Annotated in this window: 19 protein-coding genes; 8 read left to right on the forward strand and 11 right to left on the reverse strand. The window is 61.8% G+C overall.

Annotation, left to right across the window (positions count from 1 at the left end; translation table 11 throughout):
* The first annotated feature begins 1 nt into the window (after position 1).
* Positions 2–430, forward strand: coding sequence for an NUDIX domain-containing protein (locus ACOY6C_RS15180; RefSeq protein ID WP_420906365.1), 429 nt, complete (start codon positions 2–4; stop codon positions 428–430).
* A gap of 473 nt (positions 431–903) precedes the next feature.
* Positions 904–2,859, forward strand: coding sequence for a hypothetical protein (locus tag ACOY6C_RS15185; RefSeq protein ID WP_420906366.1), 1,956 nt, complete (start codon positions 904–906; stop codon positions 2,857–2,859).
* Between the two features lie 185 nt (positions 2,860–3,044).
* Here ACOY6C_RS15185 and ACOY6C_RS15190 read toward each other — a convergent pair whose 3' ends face one another.
* A complete protein-coding gene (locus tag ACOY6C_RS15190; protein ID WP_420906367.1) occupies positions 3,045–3,482 on the reverse strand; it encodes an Hsp20/alpha crystallin family protein in 438 nt (145 codons plus the stop codon).
* 410 nt (positions 3,483–3,892) lie between these two features.
* On the reverse strand, positions 3,893–4,249 hold the full coding sequence (locus ACOY6C_RS15195; protein ID WP_420906368.1) for a phasin family protein: 357 nt from the start codon (positions 4,247–4,249) through the stop codon (positions 3,893–3,895).
* A 175-nt stretch (positions 4,250–4,424) separates the two neighbouring features.
* Between ACOY6C_RS15195 and ACOY6C_RS15200 the strand changes: the two genes are divergently transcribed.
* Complete coding sequence (locus ACOY6C_RS15200; RefSeq protein WP_420906369.1) at positions 4,425–4,997, forward strand: hypothetical protein; 573 nt, start codon at positions 4,425–4,427, stop codon at positions 4,995–4,997.
* A gap of 97 nt (positions 4,998–5,094) precedes the next feature.
* Here the strand turns inward: ACOY6C_RS15200 and ACOY6C_RS15205 are convergent, their stop codons facing one another.
* The 7 genes from ACOY6C_RS15205 to ACOY6C_RS15235 all read right to left on the reverse strand — a co-directional run bounded on the left by ACOY6C_RS15205 (position 5,095) and on the right by ACOY6C_RS15235 (position 11,655).
* Positions 5,095–5,616, reverse strand: a complete 522-nt coding sequence (locus ACOY6C_RS15205; protein ID WP_420906370.1) for a hypothetical protein — start codon at positions 5,614–5,616, stop codon at positions 5,095–5,097.
* A gap of 23 nt (positions 5,617–5,639) precedes the next feature.
* On the reverse strand, positions 5,640–6,722 hold the full coding sequence (locus tag ACOY6C_RS15210; RefSeq protein ID WP_420906371.1) for a sulfite exporter TauE/SafE family protein: 1,083 nt from the start codon (positions 6,720–6,722) through the stop codon (positions 5,640–5,642).
* Between the two features lie 43 nt (positions 6,723–6,765).
* The gene (locus ACOY6C_RS15215; protein WP_420906372.1) at positions 6,766–6,999 is read right to left on the reverse strand and encodes a hypothetical protein; all 234 of its coding nucleotides are present in this window, start codon (positions 6,997–6,999) and stop codon (positions 6,766–6,768) included.
* Positions 7,000–7,197: 198 nt separating this feature from the next.
* On the reverse strand, positions 7,198–7,698 hold the full coding sequence (locus ACOY6C_RS15220; protein ID WP_420906373.1) for an aldolase/citrate lyase/malate synthase family protein: 501 nt from the start codon (positions 7,696–7,698) through the stop codon (positions 7,198–7,200).
* A 32-nt stretch (positions 7,699–7,730) separates the two neighbouring features.
* A complete protein-coding gene (locus ACOY6C_RS15225; RefSeq protein WP_420906374.1) occupies positions 7,731–9,542 on the reverse strand; it encodes a SulP family inorganic anion transporter in 1,812 nt (603 codons plus the stop codon).
* Between the two features lie 171 nt (positions 9,543–9,713).
* Positions 9,714–10,970 (reverse strand): sensor histidine kinase, encoded by a 1,257-nt coding sequence (locus tag ACOY6C_RS15230; protein ID WP_420906375.1) that lies wholly within the window; start codon positions 10,968–10,970, stop codon positions 9,714–9,716.
* Entirely contained in the window at positions 10,957–11,655 is a 699-nt protein-coding gene (locus tag ACOY6C_RS15235) for a response regulator transcription factor (protein ID WP_420906376.1), read from the reverse strand. Before ACOY6C_RS15235 ends, ACOY6C_RS15230 begins: the two co-directional genes overlap by 14 nt.
* Before the next feature lie 230 nt (positions 11,656–11,885).
* Between ACOY6C_RS15235 and ACOY6C_RS15240 the strand changes: the two genes are divergently transcribed.
* Positions 11,886–12,326 carry a bacteriohemerythrin gene (locus ACOY6C_RS15240; protein WP_420906377.1) on the forward strand — a complete coding sequence of 147 codons (441 nt, stop codon included), beginning with the start codon at positions 11,886–11,888 and terminating at the stop codon, positions 12,324–12,326.
* Positions 12,327–12,482: 156 nt separating this feature from the next.
* On the opposite strand, the gene ACOY6C_RS15245 is transcribed toward ACOY6C_RS15240, so the two are convergent.
* The gene (locus ACOY6C_RS15245; protein WP_420906378.1) at positions 12,483–13,154 is read right to left on the reverse strand and encodes a response regulator; all 672 of its coding nucleotides are present in this window, start codon (positions 13,152–13,154) and stop codon (positions 12,483–12,485) included.
* 13 nt (positions 13,155–13,167) lie between these two features.
* Positions 13,168–14,727, reverse strand: a complete 1,560-nt coding sequence (locus ACOY6C_RS15250; protein WP_420906379.1) for a sensor histidine kinase — start codon at positions 14,725–14,727, stop codon at positions 13,168–13,170.
* A gap of 588 nt (positions 14,728–15,315) precedes the next feature.
* Here ACOY6C_RS15250 and ACOY6C_RS15255 point away from each other — a divergent pair.
* The 4 genes from ACOY6C_RS15255 to ACOY6C_RS15270 all read left to right on the forward strand — a co-directional run bounded on the left by ACOY6C_RS15255 (position 15,316) and on the right by ACOY6C_RS15270 (position 19,285).
* The gene (locus ACOY6C_RS15255) at positions 15,316–15,510 is read left to right on the forward strand and encodes a hypothetical protein (RefSeq protein ID WP_420906380.1); all 195 of its coding nucleotides are present in this window, start codon (positions 15,316–15,318) and stop codon (positions 15,508–15,510) included.
* A 103-nt stretch (positions 15,511–15,613) separates the two neighbouring features.
* Positions 15,614–17,002, forward strand: coding sequence for a magnesium transporter (gene mgtE, locus ACOY6C_RS15260; RefSeq protein WP_420906381.1), 1,389 nt, complete (start codon positions 15,614–15,616; stop codon positions 17,000–17,002).
* Between the two features lie 48 nt (positions 17,003–17,050).
* Positions 17,051–18,436: a magnesium transporter gene (mgtE, locus tag ACOY6C_RS15265; RefSeq protein WP_420906382.1), complete on the forward strand. Its 1,386-nt coding sequence runs from the start codon at positions 17,051–17,053 to the stop codon at positions 18,434–18,436.
* A 57-nt stretch (positions 18,437–18,493) separates the two neighbouring features.
* Positions 18,494–19,285, forward strand: a complete 792-nt coding sequence (locus tag ACOY6C_RS15270) for a formylglycine-generating enzyme family protein (protein WP_420906383.1) — start codon at positions 18,494–18,496, stop codon at positions 19,283–19,285.
* Positions 19,286–19,382 lie beyond the last annotated feature (97 nt).

A 19,382-nucleotide genomic window follows, 5' to 3' on the forward strand; every position in this document is an offset into this window, starting at 1 on the left:
CATGCCGATCGTGCGTCCCTGTGGGGTGGTGTTGCGCGGCCAGGAGTTGCTGGTGCTGCGTTATCGCTATGGGGAGCACGATCGGTTCAATCTGCCGGGAGGCAATCTCGAGGCGGACGAGACTCTGCACGACTGTCTGGTGCGTGAGTTTCGCGAGGAGTTGAATCTTGTCGTCGTGCCTGGGGAGTTGTTGCATGTCGCCGAGACCCGCACCGAGCGATCCACGGTGCATCTGGTGTTTCGCGTGGAACATGTGGGCGAGCCGAGCATGAATCCCGAGCAGGTGCGTGCCAGCGGGCTGGTGTGGTTGCCGGTTCGTGACTGGGCCGAGGCACCGCTTTATCCGGCGATTGGTGCGGCGTTGAGCGACTGGTTCGCCCGGCGGTCCGGTCCGGTCTATCTGGGTCGGATCCCCCAGCCGTGGTATTGAGTGGCGGATGTCAGGTCAGGGGGTAGGTGGGGCGGCGAGGAGTTGACAGGACGGGATGGTTTGACGGGCGGGGTCCAGGGGCCAATGGCCCCTGGTGGGTTCGGGGCGAAGTCCTGAGGTTTTGATTGTTCTTGAGTCTTTTTTCTTTTGTTCTTAATTGTTCTTTATTTTTTTCGTGCGCTTTTCACGATAAGCGATTTTTCGCGTTTTTTGCGAAAAATCGTGCAAGCGCGCGTGATCTTTAGTGTTCCTCCTCTGCCCGAAGGGCAAGGAGCCCATGCGCGCAAGGCGTGACAAAGCGATCCATCTGGCCGCATCGTCGGAAATGGACACCTTGACGCTGATCTCCTATAACTTGCATGATGGGGAGAGAACTCCCTCACCCCCTTACCATGGACCTCCCTTCGAGAGTTCCATGGTAAGGGGGTGACCCGATTTTTTCGACCAACTTTGTACGCCGGCTCAAGATCTCCGTGAACCCAACCCCCAAGCCGAAGTATCCGCTCAACCCCTGGATACGTTCCGACGTGGAATCGGAGCTGCCTGCGTCGGCGCCGGTTGTGGTCGAATCCGTGGGGGGTGGGCGGGCATGGGTGGAGATACGCCGTTTTGCCCCACCCTGGGATCAGTGGAATGGGCGCGAGCCGGAACCCGAGCCGACGGAAGCGCCTGAACCCGAGCCGACAAAAGCGCCTGAACCCGAGCCGACGAAAGCGCCCGAACCCGAGCCGACGGAAGCGCCTGAACCCGAGCCGACGGAAGCGCCTGAACCCGAGCCGACGGAAGCGCCGGAGCCCGAGCCGACGGAAGCGCCTGAACCCGAGCCGACGGAAGCGCCGGAGCCCGAGCCGACGGAAGCGCCTGAACCCGAGCCGACGGAAGCGCCTGAACCCGAGCCGACGGAAGCGCCGGAGCCCAAGCCGACGGAAGGGCCGGAACCCGAGCCGACGGAAGCGCCGGAGCTCGAGCCGACGGAAGCGCCTGAACCCGAGCCGACGGAAGGGCCTGAACCCGAGCCGACGGAAGCGCCGGAACCCGAGCCGACGATCGCGCCCATCCAACCGGCGCCCCCACGTCCCGCGCCCATCCAACCGGCGCCCCCACGTCCCGCGCCCATCCAACCCGCGCCCCCGCGCCCCGAACCAGCCAACCCCATGCCGGTGCGTCCTGATCCTGTCAAACCTTCGGGTGGATTGCCTGGCTGGATGTGGGGTCTGATGGTGATCCTGGGTCTGATCGTTTTGGCGCAGATGTGGCTGATGCCCAAGGGTCACCGCGACGCTGGTCAGCAAGAGTCCTCGGAGTCGCCGCAAAGCGCCCCTGTGGCGTCATCCAGTGCCGTTGCAAGGCAACCTGACAAGGCCGAGACCTCATCCCCTGGCCAGGAGTCCGCGTCAGTCGTCGGGACGCCGGTCGCCGGGGAGCGGCGGATGGAGACCACGGGCAAGAAAGAGACCACTCCACCGGTTGAGCGGCGGACGGAGACCACGGGCGAGAAAGAGACCGCTCCACCGGTTGAGCGGCGGACGGAGACCACGGGCGAAAAAGAGACCGCTCCACCGGTTGAGCGGCGGACGGAGACCACGGGCGAAAAAGAGACCGCTCCACCGGTTGAGCGGCGGACGGAGACCACGAACGTAAAAGAGGCTCCCCTGGCGACGGCGGGTGCGCCTGCATCCGTGGTGTTGCCGGATGGCGGCGCCACGAGTCTCCAGGGTGGTGTCAAGGCGGATGGTGTGGGGGACGGGCCACGGGTCGAACCGACCACGCCACGCGAGCAGCTGGCTTTGAGAGGCGCGCCCAAGCAACTCAAGCCGAAACTGAAACCCAAGGCCAAACGCATGGCGCGCAAAGATGGCGCGCGGCGTGACATGAGCCTGTCGTTCGGGATCCGGTCTGAGGAGTCGCTGTCCGGTGGCGAAGCCGATGCTGGAATCGAGCGACCCGCCCCCGCAAAGACGGCACGACAGGCCGAGGCGACCCCTTCCGGTTCCGCCCCCGCAAAGACGGCACGACAGGCCGAGGCGACCCCTTCCGGTTCCGCCCCCGCAAAGACGGCACGACAGGCCGAGGCGACCCCTTCCGGTTCCGCCAGCCAAGCGCGTGCCGCGTCGCTGTTCGGCATGCCGTCCGACCCCTCCGGATCCGGCGCCGATTCCGCTTCCAATCGGAGTGGGGCCAAAGTGGAGTTCGTGGTCGCTTACGGCTGTTTCTCCAACGGGGGGGAAATCCGGCGCCGCCAGGAGGCGATTCGCGCCCGTGGCTGGCCGGTGCGCAACAGTTATTATACCGTCGGACAGACCATCATGACCTGCCTGTACTCCGGCCCGTTCCCGACCCCGCAAACGGCGGACAAGGCCACGGATCTCTTCGAGGAGAAGGGATGTTTGCAGCTCCCCAAGGAGGAGCAACCAACGTCGGGCCATTGAACTGCAGGTTCGTTTTCCGGTGGATTCGGGGTGGGGATCCCCCCGAATCCATCCGATCTCTCGGATAACCGGAACTTCGCATTCCATCCATCCCCCGCACCCAACGCACAGGATGCGCGTAACGCCCATCCATCCCCCGCACCCACGCACAGGATGCGTGCAACTGCGTTGGCCGCGAACGGGTATCAGGCGACCTTCACCTGAATGGCGCGCGGCTTGGCCTCTTCGCGCTTGGGCAGCATCACCTCCAGCACGCCATTCTTGTAGCTGGCCTGAATGGCATTGACATCCGTGGTGTTCGGGAGTTGGAACGTGCGGCTGAACCGTCCATAGGACCGTTCGACCCGATGATAGTTCTCCTGGTTTTTCTCGTCCTCGAACTTGCGCTCCCCGGCGATGGTCAAACGCCCGTTGTCCACGTTGACGGTGATGTCCTTCTGCTCCATGCCCGGCACGTCGGCCTTGATCAGGATGTGCTGCTCGTCCTCGCGGATGTCCACCCGCAGGGGCCATTGGGTCATCATGCCGCTCGAGTCATCCAGATCGCGTTCGAAGAGACGATTGATCTCATGTTGGAGCGAGCGGAAATTACGAAAAGGATCGTATGTGATCATGGCGGCCATTGTTGATTCTCCATTTACGGTCTGATGTTGAAAGTTTCATGATCATGTGGATCATGCGTGTGATCTTGCTCATCAGGTAAGAGGCGTGGCACGCGGTTTCAAGAGGCGGGAGGCATTTTTTTCGTGGTTGGCCAGGCGCGCGATGACCGGCAAGAGGCGGGAGGCATTTTTTTCGTGGTTGGCCAGGCGCGCGATGACCGGCAAAAGAAAAGCCGGGGAGAGTCTCCCCGGCCTTTCAATCCAGCCACCGTAATTTGGGATGTGCGCCTGGTGACTCCATCCCTGGAACCACCAGGCGCACCCGGTTCAACTCCATTCGCACCGGGTTTCTCGTCATGTCCGCGCGTTTGGGCTGTCCATGGCCCATCGTTGGCTGTCGGGCATGACCGGACAGCCTTGCGTGGCAGTATTCAGTCTTTGATCTTGGTTTTCTCGATGAATTGCTGTACGTTCTTCTCCAGGAAGACCTTCAGCTCCTTCTGACCCTGGGTCAGGATCTCCATGGCGCGCATGGTGTTCTCGCGCATATCCTTGGCGATTTCGGAGGCGATTTCGGTCTGAGCGGCCAACAGCTCCTTCGGGGATTTGGCTCCGGCCAGTTGATCCAACTGACGGGCGCCGGCGGTGTTGAACTCTTCGATGGAGTCGAGCTGATGACGGGCAAGCTCGCGCACCGTGTTGTCGTTGATCTTTTGCAACTCGGTGATCGAATCGAGCATCATCCGGGTCATGTCGGTCATCTTTTTGGTGATTTTGTCGCTATTCATGTCCGTGTCCTCATGGTATGGAGAGTGGGTACGGTGGAGTCGCGCTGGAAGCGAATGTTTATGTTGCAGTGCAACATGAGCGTAAGATAGTGACTCCCAGGGTGGGCGTCAAGTCTTTTTTGTCGAAAATTGGAAATTTTGTTTCAGACCGGAAGCAGAAATATGGAGTGGATGCATGGCAGGTGATGCACATGAGGTGATTCCGGTGAATCTGGAACTGCTCTCCAGCGACAACCATGTTGGGGCGATGCTGGTGTGCGGACTGGCCATGCTGGGCAATGGGTTGGGGGAGTTGATGGGGTGGGGGACTCTCCTGGAGCCGCCCCAGCTCCTGGCCGGGGTATTGCGACCCTTCTTCTGGGGGGCTGGGACGATTGTGACCTTCCTGGCCGTGCGGCGTTTGTTGGTTCCGGGCTGTCGGGCCCTGGTACGGATCAATTTCGGGGGGATTCACGACATCCGGTTGATGGTGGCGCCGTTGCGATGGTCGTTCATCGTCGAGGCGTATCAGCCGCCGGGGATTCTGAAATATCTGTTACGTGGCGTGGTGTTGGGGTTGCATCCCGATTACGAGCCGGCTGGCAATGAAACCATCTGGGCCAGGGTGTTTCACGTCACCTGCCGGTTGCGTGGCAAGCACATTCTGTTCGTCGAGTGTGGCACGCTGGATCGCGGGCCGGAGGAGACGTTGGCGGTGATTCGGACCCATTTGCGGGCACGGCAGGAGCTGCCGGTCAAGAAGCGGTAGGCGGTCACGCCACCATTCCCATCCCAACACGGCAAAATCCCGCTCCCGACCCGCCAGGACGCACTGGATCGCACGCATCCCGACGGTGCGCTGTCACTCAATGGCCGGTGGAAGGACCGAGCGGTGCCACATCCCGCGATGGCCACATCTGGCGCAGCCGATGCAACCATCCACGCCAGGGCAGGAGAGGGGGGGTGGTCTCGCTCTGCACGACCAGCAGCGGACAGGGCAGGGGGATGGGAGCGTGCAGCCAGGGGAACCACCCTTGCCGTACCTCACGGGCGCTGGCCGGATCGGACAGGATCAGCGTGGCACGCCATGCCCAGGCCAAGGGGAGCACTTCATGGGGGGAGTGGGCCGTGGCGATCCGGGTGGATGGGCAGTCGCATCCCAACGCATCCAGTTTCGATCGCAAGGCTGTGCAAGCAGCTTCCTCGGAAGCCGCGCCGTCGCCCTCATCCGTTTGCGACCGCCTTGGCGCGCGCGCGGGATCCAGATGGGAGACGAAAAACAGTTGCGCGCGCGCATGCCGGTTGCCGATTTGCACGGCGGTTCGGATCAGTCGGTCCGGATCGGCATTCGGATCGAGAACGACCAGGATGCGCGGGAAACCCTCCATCTCGGACCTCCGATCGGTCTGGATCACACGGTGGGTTTCACGGCAATGGCCATGGGTTTCCGGAGCGTTTCGAGTCTGGCGGCGCGGCGGCCCTGGATGAGCGCGGTGACGATGATGCCGGCACCCAGAGCCAGGGCGAGGATCATCACCAGGAAACTGACGTTCTTCAACAGGCTCATGGTGGTCGGATCCATGGGTGGCAGGATCTCCAGCTGGGAGAGATAGACCGGGATCACCAGGGCACGGCTCACCATGACGGTGAGCATGATCACCCCCATCACCAGCTTGATCATGAAGGGCTTGACGTAGGTGGTGCCGATGGCGCCGAGCTGGATCCCGAAAAGCGAGCCCGCCAGGATGATCATGGCCAGACGGATGTCCACGTAGCCGCTCCAGGCGAATTTGATCGTGCCGCCCAGGCCCATCACAAAGGCGATCACCAGCTCGGTGGCCGAGGCCATGAGGCTGTTGAGACCCAGAACGTAGATCTGGGCCGGCACACCGATGAATCCTCCCACCGCGATGGTGGCGGCGAGCAGTCCGGTGGCGAAACCGAGCGGGAGGGTGAAGAGGATCGAGATGGAGGTGTTGATGCTCTTGAAATAGACCATGGTGCCCGGAATGTGGATGCTTTGCACCCACAGGGCCAGGCGTCCGGGTTTCTCCTCCTCGGCGATCCCGGCGCGGTGGGTTTTGATGGTATCGCGCATCACGAACCCTCCGACAATGCCGAGTACCAGCACGAAGGCCACCGAGACGTAGAGATTCGAGCCGATGTCGCCGAAGCGTTGCTTGATCAGCTCCTGGAAGTGGGCGCCGGTGAGGACGCCCGCTTCGGCGGAGATCCCCATGATCAAACCCATCTTGACATCCACCTGACCATAGCGGGCCCGTTTGAGGGCGCCGACCAGGGCCTTGGGAAATTTGTGGCACATGTTGCTGGCCACGGCGACGATGCCCGGCACGCCCAGGCTCATCATGGCCGGAGTCAGCACGAAGGCCCCACCCGAGCCGATGAAACCGCTCACCAGTCCACCGACGAAGCCGACGATGAAAAGATAAAGTGCGTTGACCATATCCAGTTGGATGAAATTGAGCGATTCCATGATATCCGTTCCTGTTAAACGATTGCGTCGTGTCGTGGAAACTTCACTTTTTGGCCTGGATGCCGAGGCTGTCCCAGAATTCCGCGGTGAAATGGCCATGGACGAAGGAGAAGAGGAAGGCGATGGCGATCGGAACGGAGAAGTACCAACGGCCATTCGCCGAAAGGGCGAGAATCTCACTTTCAAAGGTCCACAGCAGGCCATACAGGCCGACGGAGAGGAGTCCCCAGAGCAGAAGCTTGCGAAAATCCCTGGATTTTTGGTCGTCAGCAGACATGATTCACTCCCGAATGGATCGTCGATGAAGACAGAAGGGCGGGATGCAAGGGGCTGTTGTGGGGTGTTCCGCGTGGCATCCGGCTCGGGAGGGAGTCTGGCAAGATCTGCGTTAACTGAACGTTAAGAAGACGTTAAAAATGTCTTAACGCCATAAAATCTTCCAGAGGGGGTGTTTGCATCGCGTCGGCGCTTCGCGTCACCAGGATTGACTCACGAGCGCGCGCAGATCGGCAAGCGAGCGGGCCAGCAGGCCCGGTGGGTTGGGGAGCAGATGCGGGGTTCCGGTGAGCGCGCGGGGCGGGAACAGCCAGGCGGGTGCGTCCTGCCCGGAAACCACCGGCCAGTCCGCCTGGGAGAGCATGATCCGATCGGCGCTCCAGGTGGCGGAGAGTTCCGCAAGGGCGGGATTGACCGCGCCCGGCACCAGCATGAAACGCCAGCGCGGCATTTCGATACGTCGCGACAGGTCATGCCAACGGCACTGGAGACTCTCCTGGGTCTGGTGGAGCCATTCGGATGGGGTGGTCAGGGGCAGTTGGCCGCAGTCGAACTCCAGTCCGAGCGGGCCGGTGAGTGTCACCCACAGCAGTTCGCGGACCGGGGTTTCGCGCAACAGGCCCAGGATGCGTCGGGCCATGGTTTCGCCGGCGGGCAGGGGTTCGACGATGGCGATGATCCGTTCGGGTCGGGTGATCATGAGCTTGGCCCTGGATGGTGGAAAGTGGAGGGTCATGCCGCCAGCGGCGGGGAGAGGGGGAGAATCCGCGCGGTCGGTTCGGGCGTCTCTTTCGTGATCGCCTCGCACTCCGCGAAGACGCGCCAGGGGCAGGCGGCACAGCCTGCCGGATCCATGCGGGTGAAGATGGTCTGGATCGCATCCAGTTTGGCGTTGTAGAGATTCTCCGCACCGATCGTTTTCAGGAATCCGCCCCGTTCCAGGGTGGCGCGGGGCAGTTCCTTGAGGCGCACGATCGAGAGGCTGCCGCCGGCCAGGCGACGTTTGCCGGCCTCCTGGGCCAGGAATTCCGCGCCGGAGAGGTCGATGAAGTTGATCCCCGAGGCCACCAGAACGAGGTGGATCTGGGGCGGTGCGTGTTGTTCGAGTTGTTTCTGGACGGCGCCGATGGCGGCGAAAAAGAGTGAACCGTCCACCCGTGCGATCCGGATGCGCGGACACTCGGTGCCTTGGGATGCGGACATGAAGCGGCGTCTGGGGTGTTCGGGATCGGGAATGCGGAACGAGACGCGCGGATGGGAGGTGCGTGCCAGGTGGATGCCCAGGGAGAGCATGACGCCGAGCAGGATGGCCAGTTCCAGGTTCAGGAACAGGGTGCCGAGAAAGGTCGAGATGAGGATAAGAGCCTCGGAGCGACTGGCCTGGAGGGTCTTTTGGATGTGATGCCAATCGATCAGGCCCCAGGCGACCAGAAAGAGCACGCCGGCCATGGCGGCATTCGGGAGGTGTTGGGCCAGGGGTGCGATCAGGGAGACCAGACCGATGAGGATCACGCCGGAGAAGGTCGCCGAGAGTGGGGTTTGGGCTCCGGCGTCGTAATTCAGGCCGCTGCGGTTGAACGAGCCGGTGGCCACATAGGCGGAGAAGAAGCTGCCGATCAGGTTGGAGAGTCCCTGACCGATGAACTCCTGATCGGCATCCAGGTTCTGTCCGGAGCGCAGGGCCATGGCGCGGGCGATGGAGATGGCCTCGGTGAGGGCGAGCAGGGTGACGGCGACGACTCCGGGAGCCAGGGTGCGCAGGGTGGACAGCGACAGGTCGGGCATGGAGAGGGGGGGCGGTTGGGCGGAGAGGGCGCCGACGTGGGTGATGCCGGTGGGGGTCGGGAGCAGGGTTTCGAGGAGCCAGGCCGTCAAGGCGCCGCCGATCATGGCCACGATCATGTAGGGGATTTTCGGCAGCAGCCGTCGGCAGAGCAGACCGGCGGCCAGAGTGGTCAGCCCGACCGTGGTGATCCAGGGATTCAGGGTGTCGAGGTGTCCGGCGAGATGGGACGCGGCCTGGATGAGGTTGCTTCCGGGCGGGATGGGGATGCCGAAGAAGTTCTGGAGCTGGTTGGAGGCGATCAGGAGTGCCGCTCCCGAGGTGAAGCCGATCACCACCGAGTGGGAGATGAAATTGACCAGCACCCCGAGGCGCATGAAGCCGAGGGCGAGTTGGGTGATCCCGACCATGAGTGTGAGGGTCAGGGCCAGTCGGACATACAGTTCGCTCCCTGGTTCGGCCAGAGGGGAGAGCATGGAGAAGAGCACGATCGAGGCGGCGGTGGTGGGTCCGGAGACCAGGTGCCAGGAGGAGCCGAACAGGGCGGCCACGATGGCCGGCACCATGCCGGCGTAGAGGCCGTAGACCGGGGGCATGCCGGCGATGGCGGCGAAGGCGACCCCCTGGGGCAGGACGACGATGGCCCCGGTCACGCCGGCGATGAGGTCGGCCTTGAGGGTGTCGCGTGTGACCCGATGCCACCATTGGAGGGGGGGCAGGCGTGTGAGCAGGGGGTGTGAGGTGAGATCTGGGGTACCCATGGCAAAACGTTCTCCCGTGCGATTGAAGATGCGGGCGAGTTTGTGCCAGGGTGGGTGAATGGGGGGTTAATGGCGGGTTAACGGGAGGTTAAGGCGGGAAAAAAGTGATGGCAGGGGGGTGACGGCGGGTTGATGGGAGGTTGGGGGATCTGCCCACCTTTTCCACCCCCATCAAACCGCAAACCGCATCATGGCTGTGGTGCCAATCCCCTCCTGCCCCTCCAGGGAAAATCCCCAACCAAACCGCTCGCAAATGCGCTTGACCAACGTCAGACCAATGCCGGCTCCCTGATGCTGGGTGAGATGACGCGGCAACAAAGCGTCCGCCTGCCGGGCCCGCAAACCACGACCGGTATCGCGAATGGTCAAAGTGTTCCCCTCCAACAGGATGTGAATCTCCCCCTGTTCGGTGTAGGCAAAGGCGTTGCGGATCAGATTGGCCACCGCGATGAACAGCAAACCTCGATCCACGGCAAGACGCAAAGCCGGATCCACGCGCACCACGAGCTGAATCGGTTTGTTTTTCAACAGGAAACGATGCTTCTCCACCGCCTCGGTCACCACCTCGGCCACCGGCGCCTGCTCGTCCAAAGCCAACGCCCGCTCCTCGCGCGCCATGAGCAACAACGCGGAACCCATCTCCGCCATGTCCCGCGCGGCACGCTCCACCCGCTCCACCCGCGCCCGCTGCTTGTCGGACAAGGCATCGTCGGACATCAGGATTTCGGTGGCCCCGAGAATCACCGCCAGCGAGGTGCGCAGCTCATGACTCAGATCCGCGGTGAAAGCCCGCTCCCGCTCCATGAAGGCACGCAGACGGGACAGATGGAGATCAAAGGCGTGAGCCAGCTCCCCTACCTCATCCTGGGCAAAGGCATCCGCCAGACGCAGCGACCAGAGATCCGGCGAACGATCCTTGACCTTGCGGGCCAATTCGGTCACCGGCGCGATCACCCCGCCCACCAGCCAGAATCCCCCCACCGCCGAGATCAACACGATGGCCAGAATGCTGATCGCCACCAACAACAGAAACCGCTCCTCGCGCCGGTGCTGCAACGAGGTGTCGTAGAGAAAATAATAACGCGACTCATCCCGATCCGCCACCGCCACCCGATAGGTGGAGGCCCCCACCATGAGATCGTGACGGCCCGGCGGGAGCGGGGCGAGATACTCCGGCAACTCACGGGTGGAATCGCTGGCGCTGGTGATGTAGCCGTGCAGGGTCACGGTCCGGGGCGGCAGGGAGTGGGGATTGCGTTCGCGACGGGCGAAGAAGTCGTCGAGTTCGGCGCTCAAGGTCTCGTCGATCAGACGCATTCCCAGATCGTGGGTGGCCATGTACAGGGAGAGGGCCATCAGACAGGCGATCGCCGCCCCGAATGCGGCAAAGGCCAACGCCACCCGCGGACGCAGATCAAGCCGACGCATCGGGTGGAGCCAGTCGGTAGCCGATGCCGCGCAGGGTGTGCAGCAGCGGGGTGGGGCCATGCGCCTGAATGGCGGCGCGCAGGGTGTGCATGTGAACGCGCAGTGCGTCGCTGTCCGGGGGGTCGTCGCCCCAGATCGCATGTTCGATGTCCGCGCGTTCGACGACGCCAGGAGAACGCAGCATGAGCAGTTCGAGAATCTTCAACGGAATCGCCGGCAACTCCAGGGTTTGACCGGCCCGTTGCACCCGCAGGGTGTCCAGGTTGAACTCCAGGTCCGCGACGTGCAGCACCCGACGACTCACCCGACCCGTGGCCCGCTTGCTCAGGGCCAGGATGCGCATCTCCAGTTCTTTGAGTTCGAAAGGCTTGATCAGATAGTCGTCTGCGCCGCTGGAAAAGCCCGACACCTTGTCATCCAGGGTGGCGCGGGCGGTGAGCATGATCACCGGCGTGGGTCGTCGCGCCTCCTGACGCAGTTTGCGGCACACCGTGATGCCATCCATGCCGGGCAGCATCAGATCCAGCACGATGATGTCATACCCGTTCACCAACGCCAGGTGGAGTCCGGTGACCCCATCCATGGCGATGTCCACCACATGGCCCTTGGATTCGAAGTAGTCGGCGAGATTGGCGGCCAGGTCGGCGTGGTCCTCGATGAAGAGAATTCTGAGCGGATTTTGCATATTTTTCCATTATTAGCGACAATTGCGAACCGGTCCGGACCCTCGGGCCAAAGAGTCTGTACAACCCTGCCAAAACGTGGCATTAAGAGTCCACCCATTTCCAGGCAAGGACCCGCTGCAACCGGCCCCGATCCCGGGAACCCACGCATCGGGATGGCCCATGCCGCATCCTGGACCCGGGATGGCGCATCGTTGACCAGTCCCATACAGCATGAAGGATCGAAGCACCCATGAAAAGCGAATTTCATTCCAAGCTCCTCGCCTCCATGGCGGATGTCGGTGAACCGCGTTTCAATCTCGCCCATGAGAAGCTTTTCAACATCGTGGTCGATGCCGATGAAATTCTCGGTGCCGCGGTCACCGGCGAGCGCTCCCCGACGCCCCAGGAGTGGGAATCTCTCTCCACGGTGTGCGATGAGTTGATCGTCTATGCCAAGGCCCACTTCGCCGACGAAGAGGAGACCCTGATCCATCGGAACTATCCGAACGCCGCCCAGCACCGCACCATTCACAACCAGTTGATCGAACAGCTCAACGAATTCCAGAGGAAGGTGACCGAGGGGAATGACAAGGATTTGAAGGAGTTGCGGCGCTGGATGCTTGAATGGCTGCTCAACCATGTGAATCGCGAAGATCACGCCTTCGCGCAGTTTTTCGCCACCGTCGAATAGACCACAAGGCCGGGGCCATCCCATGCCGACTCCGGGGAGCGGACGCTTCCCGGAATCTCGGGCCAGGTCAGACGCGGGCTCGTCTCGCGTCGGAGTACCCTCACCCCACCTTGACGTGACCGTTCACCCCCAGGCTCGCCTCGCGTCGGAGTACCCTCATCCCACCTTGACGTGACCGTTCACCCCCAGGCTCATGGAGATGCGCCGCAGGCCGGAAAGCAGCATCCGCCCCCGTTGGGTCAGGATATAGCCGCGGTTGCGGTTTTTGTCGATGATGCCGTGCTCCATCAGGTTTTTCAGATGGAAGGTCAACTTGGTGTGGTCGGTGATGGAGAGCCGCTGCATCAGGTCGGTGAGGCGCAGCTCCTCCTGTTCGTTCAGGGCATCGGCGATGCCGCGTCGGATCGGATGGGAGAGACTGGCCAGCAACGGATCCAGATTGAGTTCCCGCGCTTTGCCCTCGAAACGGATCTCCTCGATCGTTCGATGGATCATGGTGGTGAAGTCGTTGATCCGGAACGGTTTGGTCAGAAACTCCGTGGCCCCCATCTTGATGCTGTTCACCGCGTTCTCGATTGTGGCAAAGGCCGTGATCAGGATCACCTTCGCATGTTCGTCCAGCTCATGGATGCGCCGCAGCACCTCCAGACCATCCATGCCCGGCAACACCAGGTCGAGCAGCACGATGTCGCACTTGGTGTGCCGGAGCACGTTCAACGCCTCGTGACCGCTGCCGGCGCGCAAGGTGGGGAAGCCCGCTTTGGTCAACACGTCGATGACCACCTGGCAGAAATCCGGGTCATCGTCCACGATCAAAATGGGATTCATGCCATTCATCTCTTCATTTGACCTCATGTTGCCGTGATGAACCCGTGCGCGAGCCGGGCCGGGGCAGACGGACGATGGCCCGCAACCCCCCTTCCGGAGCCGGGGTGGTGTCGAACACCAGCGAACCGCCGTGCTGGTCGAGGATGTTCTGACACACGGTCAACCCCAGACCCACGCCGCCCCGTTCGATGCGGGTGGTGAAAAACGGTTCCATCACCTTGGAGCAGAGGGTCGGTTCGATGCCCGGACCGCTGTCGCGAATGTCGATCCGTACCCATTCGGTCTCCAGTTGCGAGGCGATCACCAGCTCTCCGCCATGCGGCATGGCTTCGATAGCGTTCTGGATCAGGTTCATGAACACCTGCTGCAATTTGCCGCTCATGCCCATCACCTCGGGCAGATCTTCGTCGTGATCGAGATGGATCCGGATCGACCGCAACCGCTGTCCGAGCAGCAGGATCACCCCCTCGATGGCGTCCTGGAGCTGCACCGGTCCCATGGAAGGGAGATCCGGGCGGGAGAAGTTCAGCAGTTCGCGGGTGATGGTCATGGCCTTCTCCACGTTGCGCCGGACCACGGCGCACCGTTCGATATGGGCCGGGGCCTGTTCGGCCAGTTCGTTTTCCAGCACCTCGAGGTTGACCACCGCATTGGCCAGGGGGTTGTTGACCTCGTGGGCCAGACCGATGGAGAGCCGGCCCAGGGAGGACATCTTCTCGGACTCGCGCAGCAGGCTTTCGACCCGTTGCCGCTCGCGCAGCGCCTGGGCCATGTGGGCCATGGCGTGCAGGAGTTGACCGAGTTCGTCGTCGGAGGCCGGATCGATGTGGAAGTCCAGATCGCCCTCGGCGATGTGTCGGACCGCCCGTTGCGCCAGCCGGATCGGACGCAGAATGCTCACCGCCAGCGCTCCGGCCAGGAGCACACACACCACCACGCTCAAGATCCAGACCGTGATCAACTGAAAGATGGTCTTGTCGCTCAGACGCAGCAACGAGGTCACCGAACTGCCCATCGCGTCTTCGACCAGCTCCAGAAGCACGTCGGCGCGGGAGTACTGGTGTTCGGACTCGTCCACCAGTTGGCGGTTGATGCCGATCGGCAGACGGATCATGCCATCCGAACCGGCGAGTGGCGTCTTGGCGATGGTTTCGTCCAGACTCACCTGGAGCGCGCGCAGTTCCACCAGCCGCTGGGTGATCTTGCGCAGCTCCGGGAGATTGCCGGTCAGGGTCTCCGACCTGGAGGCCACCTCGGCGGTTTCGATCCCCTGGAGGGTCTCCTCCCGGATGCGGGTGGTCTGATCGTGGATGATGCGCCGGTTGACCAGGATGTGGTCCGAGGACTGTTCGTCGCGCGGGGCCTTTTCGAACTGATGGTTGAGCTGAACATGCAGGCTTTCGATGCGCGACAGGGAGCGCATCAGGGGGATCAGGAAGCGATCCAGATGTTCGATGTGATCGCGCACCACGTTGAAGCCGTAGATGCCGACCACCCCCTCGATGGCGATGACGCAGATGAGGATCAACACCATGCCGACGAAGCGGCCTTTCAGATCCCACAGATTGCCCAAGGGTGCCTCCCGGATGTGGACACGGCGTTGCCACCGGTCGCGCGGGTGGAGAATGGCCCCATGTTCTTCTTGGTTCCCCCAGGCGACTGAATCGATATTCCCTGTTTTCACCTGGGGATGCAACGATAAATTAATTTCACATGCATAGGCCAATAAAAAATAGTGTTCGTGTTTTATCCCCCATTCAGAAATTGGAGCCCAGAATTCTGAAACCCGCCCCACCCTTCCATCCCGATCCGAGGGCGCACGTCCCTGGCGCGGTGTGCGATGCATCACGACACAGAATATTCTAACACATTGATAAGTTGAACGATTAAGTTCTACGTCTCCCGGGTTTCGCTCTGCCGTGTCCGTCCCGCCACCGCGGATTCTACGGCCATCCACCTGAATTTCGCTTCACGGTATCAAGAAAAATGTTGGAAAGAATTCCACTATATTTCAGTTGGAAATTCTTCGTACCATCTGCAAAATCAACTAATGACAAGATAAACTCAATAAAGTTTCTGCATTAAGGATCTCATTCTTCAAATAAAAGAACCGTCACGCCATTCCACCGCACCTTGCCAGGCCACGAGGAGCACCAATCCCATGATCACCACCCGCACTCCTTCGACCCCGAAACATGCGACCCGGAGTCCGTCGATTCAGAACGCGGCGTTCCATCCCGCGCTGCCCCAGGCCCGTCGCGCCACCAGGGAAGAGGTTTCGGAGATGATCATGAAGTCGCCGTTCCTGATCGGACGGCGCGTCCTGGGCATGAACATGTTTTCCGTGGCAGCCTGACCCCTTCATTCAGGCACATGCTTTTGTTCGGAGCCGCGCATCCCCTGTCGTATCGATCGCGTGCGCGACTCCGAGTCGTTTCCCTTGTCTCCAGAGGAGCCTAATGAGCGCGATCATTGTGGACGACCCACACCCATCCACCCCAGCCAAACCGCCCAAATACGCCGAAACCATCCACAGACTCTACCGCAAGGGGGCAACCGTCCACTTGAGCCGGGTGATCGAAAAGCTCGCGCCCACCGACATCGCCCAGGTGATCAACTCCTCCCTGGACCCCAAGGAGGCGATGGATCTCTTCGAGTTGATCAACTGCCCCATGAATGCCAGTCGCGCCATCAAGGATGTCAACGAGGAGTTCCAGAACTACATCTTCTCGCACGTCACCGACGAAGCCGCGGTCGGGATACTCGAGCGACTCACCGCCGAGTCGCGGATGCGCGTCATCCACAATCTGAGTTCCAGGGTCGGCGGACGGCTCATGGAGTCGCTGCAACAGACCTCCCAGATCGAGGCCGGCAACCTGTCGCGTTATCAGTCGAACAGCGCCGGATCGCTCATGACCTCGCGTTTTTTCTCGCTGCCCGATACCACCCTCGCGGGTGCCGCGGTGCAGATCGTGCGGGAGCTTTCCGCGCAGGCGCCGCTCTTTTACGCCTACACCGTCAACGCCGAGAACCACCTGACCGGCGTCTGTTCGCTGCGCCAACTGCTGCTCTCCCCGGCTGATCGTCCCATCGCCGAGATCGTCGATCACGATGTCATGAGCGTGCATGTGAGCACGCCGGTCAAGGAGGTGGCCCGCAAGGTGACCAGGGCGCGCCTGCTGGCCATTCCGGTGGTCAACGATCAGGGGGTGATGTGCGGAATCATCACGGTCAACGACCTGATTCACGACATCCGCGCCGCCGACACCCAATCCATGCTCAGGATGGCCGATGTCTACGCGAAACTCGATGTCATGTCCCAAACCTTCGTCCACATCGCCAAATCGCGCATCCCCTGGCTGATCGCCCCCTTCATGGGTGGTCTGGCCGCCGCCTGGATCTTAAGTCACTACGAACACACCCTGGCCACGGTGATTCAGTTGAGCTTCTTCATGCCGATGATCTTCGGCATGGCCGGAAACGTCAGCAATCAGGCCACCACGGTGGCGATTCGTGGTCTGGCCACAGGGAAGATCAAGGTCAACAACTATCTCAAGCTCCTCTTCAAGGAGACCAGCGTCGGCGTGCTGGTGGGCGGATTCTACGGCGTGTGTCTCTCCACCTACGCCATGGTGGTTTTCAAGAGCACCACGCTCGCCTTTGTGGTGGGAATCAGCATCTTAAGCAACATCCTCTATGCCGGCATCATCGCCGCCAGCCTTCCCATCCTGCTCCAGAAGATGGGACATGATCCGGCGGTCGGTGGCGGACCCTACGTTCTGACCACGGTCGATGTCCTGGGCGTGATCAACTACCTGTTGATCGCCACGTTCACCTATGGGCTGTGACGCCACGACCCGTACCCAACCGAACCGCCCAATCGAGGATACACGACCATGAGCATGATGAATTTCGACGATGGCGACAGCCATTCCGCGCCATCCTATGACCCACAGATCCCGGAGGCCATCGAACGGCTGCACCGCAAGGGGGCCCGCTATCATCTTTCGCAGATGATGTTCAAGCTCAAGCCCGCGGACCTGGCCAGCGTACTGAACGATTTTTCCAATGAAAAGGCCAACGAATTCTTCGAGTTCGTCACCCCGCCGCAACACGCGGCCCTGGTCTTCGAGGAGATGCGCGACACCTTGAAGTGCCATATCCTCACCCACTGCGAGCTGGAACACATCGTCGCCATGCTCGAGTGTCTGCCCGAGGAGGCGTGCGAACGCAACCTCAAGGAGCTGGACGAGGGTGTGGCCAAACGGTTGCGGGATGCCTTGAACGAGGATCTGCAACTCACCGAATATGAAAGCAAGGGCTACTCCCAGAACACCGCCGGCAGTCTGATGACCCCCAAGGCGCTGATTCTGTCGGAAAAGACCCAGGCCGCCGAGGCGATCCGCATCATTCAGGGGCTCGGCGCCTATGATTCGGTCTTCTACCTCTACACCATGAACGCCCAGAAACGTCTGGCCGGGGTCTGCTCGCTGCGTCGGCTGATGCTGGCCGACCCCGAATCCACCCTGGAGGATCTGGAGAACTCCCGTCTGGTGCGGGTGCATGTCAACACCCCCCTCGACGAGGTGGCGCGGCAGATCTCCCAATACCGTCTGCTCGCCCTGCCGGTGGTGGACGATCGCGGCTCCCTGGTGGGTCAGATCACCATCGACAACCTGGTGAACGTGATCCAGGACGAAAACACCCGCGCTCAGATGAAACGGGCCGGCGTGGTCTCGGACGATCTTTTGGCCCAGTCGCCGTTCCACATCTTCAAGGTGCGGGTGCCGTGGTTGATCAGCGCCTTCATCGGCTATCTGGTGATCTCGGCGGTCCTGGACGGCTTCGAGGAGACCCTCTCCTCGATCGTGCAGCTGGCCTTTTTCTTCCCGGTGGTGATCGGCATGTCCGGGAATGCCGGCAGTCAGACCGGCTCGGTGGCGGTGCGCGGTCTGGCGTTGGGAATGCTCAACGACACCCACTTTTTCAAGCTTCTCGGCAAGGAGATGGCCGCCAATGTGATCCAGGGCGGCTTCTACGGGATCTGTCTGGCGGGCGCGGCCTATCTGTTCTTCCAGAATCCCCTGCTTTCGTTGACCGTCGGCATCGCCATGACGATGAACATCCCCCTGGCCTCGGCGATTGCCATGTCGTTGCCGTTTTTCTTCAAGCGGATCGGCGCGGATCCGGCCATCGCCTCCGGCCCCCTGGCCCTGACCTTCATTGATCTGGTGGGTTCCACCAATTACCTGATCGTCGCCTTTTTGACCTTCCAGCCATGAGGATGGAACAGCATGAACGGGCGAGAGAACCATCAGCATGCAAGGAGTCGCGGAACAATGAACCAAACCGCCATGATCGTCGTGGCCGCCCTGGGCCTGGTTCCGGGCGTGGCCATGGCCGAGACCCCGGAGGTGATCACCAACAGCATCGGCATGGAGATGATCCGCGTGCCAGCCGGCACCTTCCTGATGGGGTCGGACAAGCACTTCGACACCGAGGCCGGGGACTCCGAGCAGCCCCGCCACAAGGTGACCATCAGCAGGCCGTTTTGTCTGGGCAAGTACGAGGTCACCCAGGAGCAGTGGACCGCGGTGATGAAGGAGAATCCCAGCGAGTTCAAGGGACGTACCCTGCCGGTTCAGGAGGTCTCCTGGAACATGACCCAGCAGTTCATCAAGAAAATCAACGAGCTGGAGAAGAGCAGCGATTATCGGCTGCCCACCGAGGCCGAATGGGAGTATGCGGCCCGCGCCGGCACGAACACGATCCGGCATTGGGGAGACGGCGAGCGGGAGATGCTGCAATACGCCTGGCATGGCGACGCGGAAGGCAAGACCGGCGGCAAGCCGCATCCGGTCGGGCAGTTGCAGCCCAATGCCTGGGGCTTTCACGACATGTTGGGGAATGTCTGGGAGTGGGTCGAGGACCGCTACAAGGATGACGGCTACTACGCCAGATCCCCGGAGGTTGATCCCAAGGGGCCGGAGCAGGGGCCGGCGCTGCGCATCCATCGCGGCGGCGGCTGGCACGACGATCCGGAGCATATCCGCTCCGCGATTCGTTTTTATTTCGGACAGTCCGGACGCAACAACAGCCTGGGGTTCCGTCTGGCCAGGAACTGTCCGTAACGTGCATGATGGAGGGGAGACTCCCCTCTCACCCCCTGTATCATGGACCTTCCTTCGGGAGTTCCATGATACAGGATTCGCCGCATTCGGGAACGGT

Source organism: Candidatus Magnetaquiglobus chichijimensis, from assembly GCF_045865675.1.
In the GTDB taxonomy this organism is placed as follows: domain Bacteria; phylum Pseudomonadota; class Magnetococcia; order Magnetococcales; family Magnetaquicoccaceae; genus Magnetaquiglobus; species Magnetaquiglobus chichijimensis.

Bases quoted from the DNA above. Each gene is read 5' to 3' on its own strand.
- ACOY6C_RS15180 (WP_420906365.1), top strand. From the start codon at position 2: ATGCCGATCGTGCGTCCCTGTGGGGTGGTGTTGCGCGGCCAGGAGTTG.
- ACOY6C_RS15190 (WP_420906367.1), bottom strand. From the start codon at position 3,482: ATGGCCGCCATGATCACATACGATCCTTTTCGTAATTTCCGCTCGCTC.
- ACOY6C_RS15195 (WP_420906368.1), bottom strand. From the start codon at position 4,249: ATGAATAGCGACAAAATCACCAAAAAGATGACCGACATGACCCGGATG.
- ACOY6C_RS15200 (WP_420906369.1), top strand. From the start codon at position 4,425: ATGGCAGGTGATGCACATGAGGTGATTCCGGTGAATCTGGAACTGCTC.
- ACOY6C_RS15205 (WP_420906370.1), bottom strand. From the start codon at position 5,616: ATGGAGGGTTTCCCGCGCATCCTGGTCGTTCTCGATCCGAATGCCGAT.
- ACOY6C_RS15210 (WP_420906371.1), bottom strand. From the start codon at position 6,722: ATGGAATCGCTCAATTTCATCCAACTGGATATGGTCAACGCACTTTAT.
- ACOY6C_RS15215 (WP_420906372.1), bottom strand. From the start codon at position 6,999: ATGTCTGCTGACGACCAAAAATCCAGGGATTTTCGCAAGCTTCTGCTC.
- ACOY6C_RS15220 (WP_420906373.1), bottom strand. From the start codon at position 7,698: ATGATCACCCGACCCGAACGGATCATCGCCATCGTCGAACCCCTGCCC.
- ACOY6C_RS15225 (WP_420906374.1), bottom strand. From the start codon at position 9,542: ATGGGTACCCCAGATCTCACCTCACACCCCCTGCTCACACGCCTGCCC.
- ACOY6C_RS15230 (WP_420906375.1), bottom strand. From the start codon at position 10,970: ATGCGTCGGCTTGATCTGCGTCCGCGGGTGGCGTTGGCCTTTGCCGCA.
- ACOY6C_RS15235 (WP_420906376.1), bottom strand. From the start codon at position 11,655: ATGCAAAATCCGCTCAGAATTCTCTTCATCGAGGACCACGCCGACCTG.
- ACOY6C_RS15240 (WP_420906377.1), top strand. From the start codon at position 11,886: ATGAAAAGCGAATTTCATTCCAAGCTCCTCGCCTCCATGGCGGATGTC.
- ACOY6C_RS15245 (WP_420906378.1), bottom strand. From the start codon at position 13,154: ATGAATCCCATTTTGATCGTGGACGATGACCCGGATTTCTGCCAGGTG.
- ACOY6C_RS15255 (WP_420906380.1), top strand. From the start codon at position 15,316: ATGATCACCACCCGCACTCCTTCGACCCCGAAACATGCGACCCGGAGT.
- mgtE (WP_420906381.1), top strand. From the start codon at position 15,614: ATGAGCGCGATCATTGTGGACGACCCACACCCATCCACCCCAGCCAAA.
- mgtE (WP_420906382.1), top strand. From the start codon at position 17,051: ATGAGCATGATGAATTTCGACGATGGCGACAGCCATTCCGCGCCATCC.
- ACOY6C_RS15270 (WP_420906383.1), top strand. From the start codon at position 18,494: ATGAACCAAACCGCCATGATCGTCGTGGCCGCCCTGGGCCTGGTTCCG.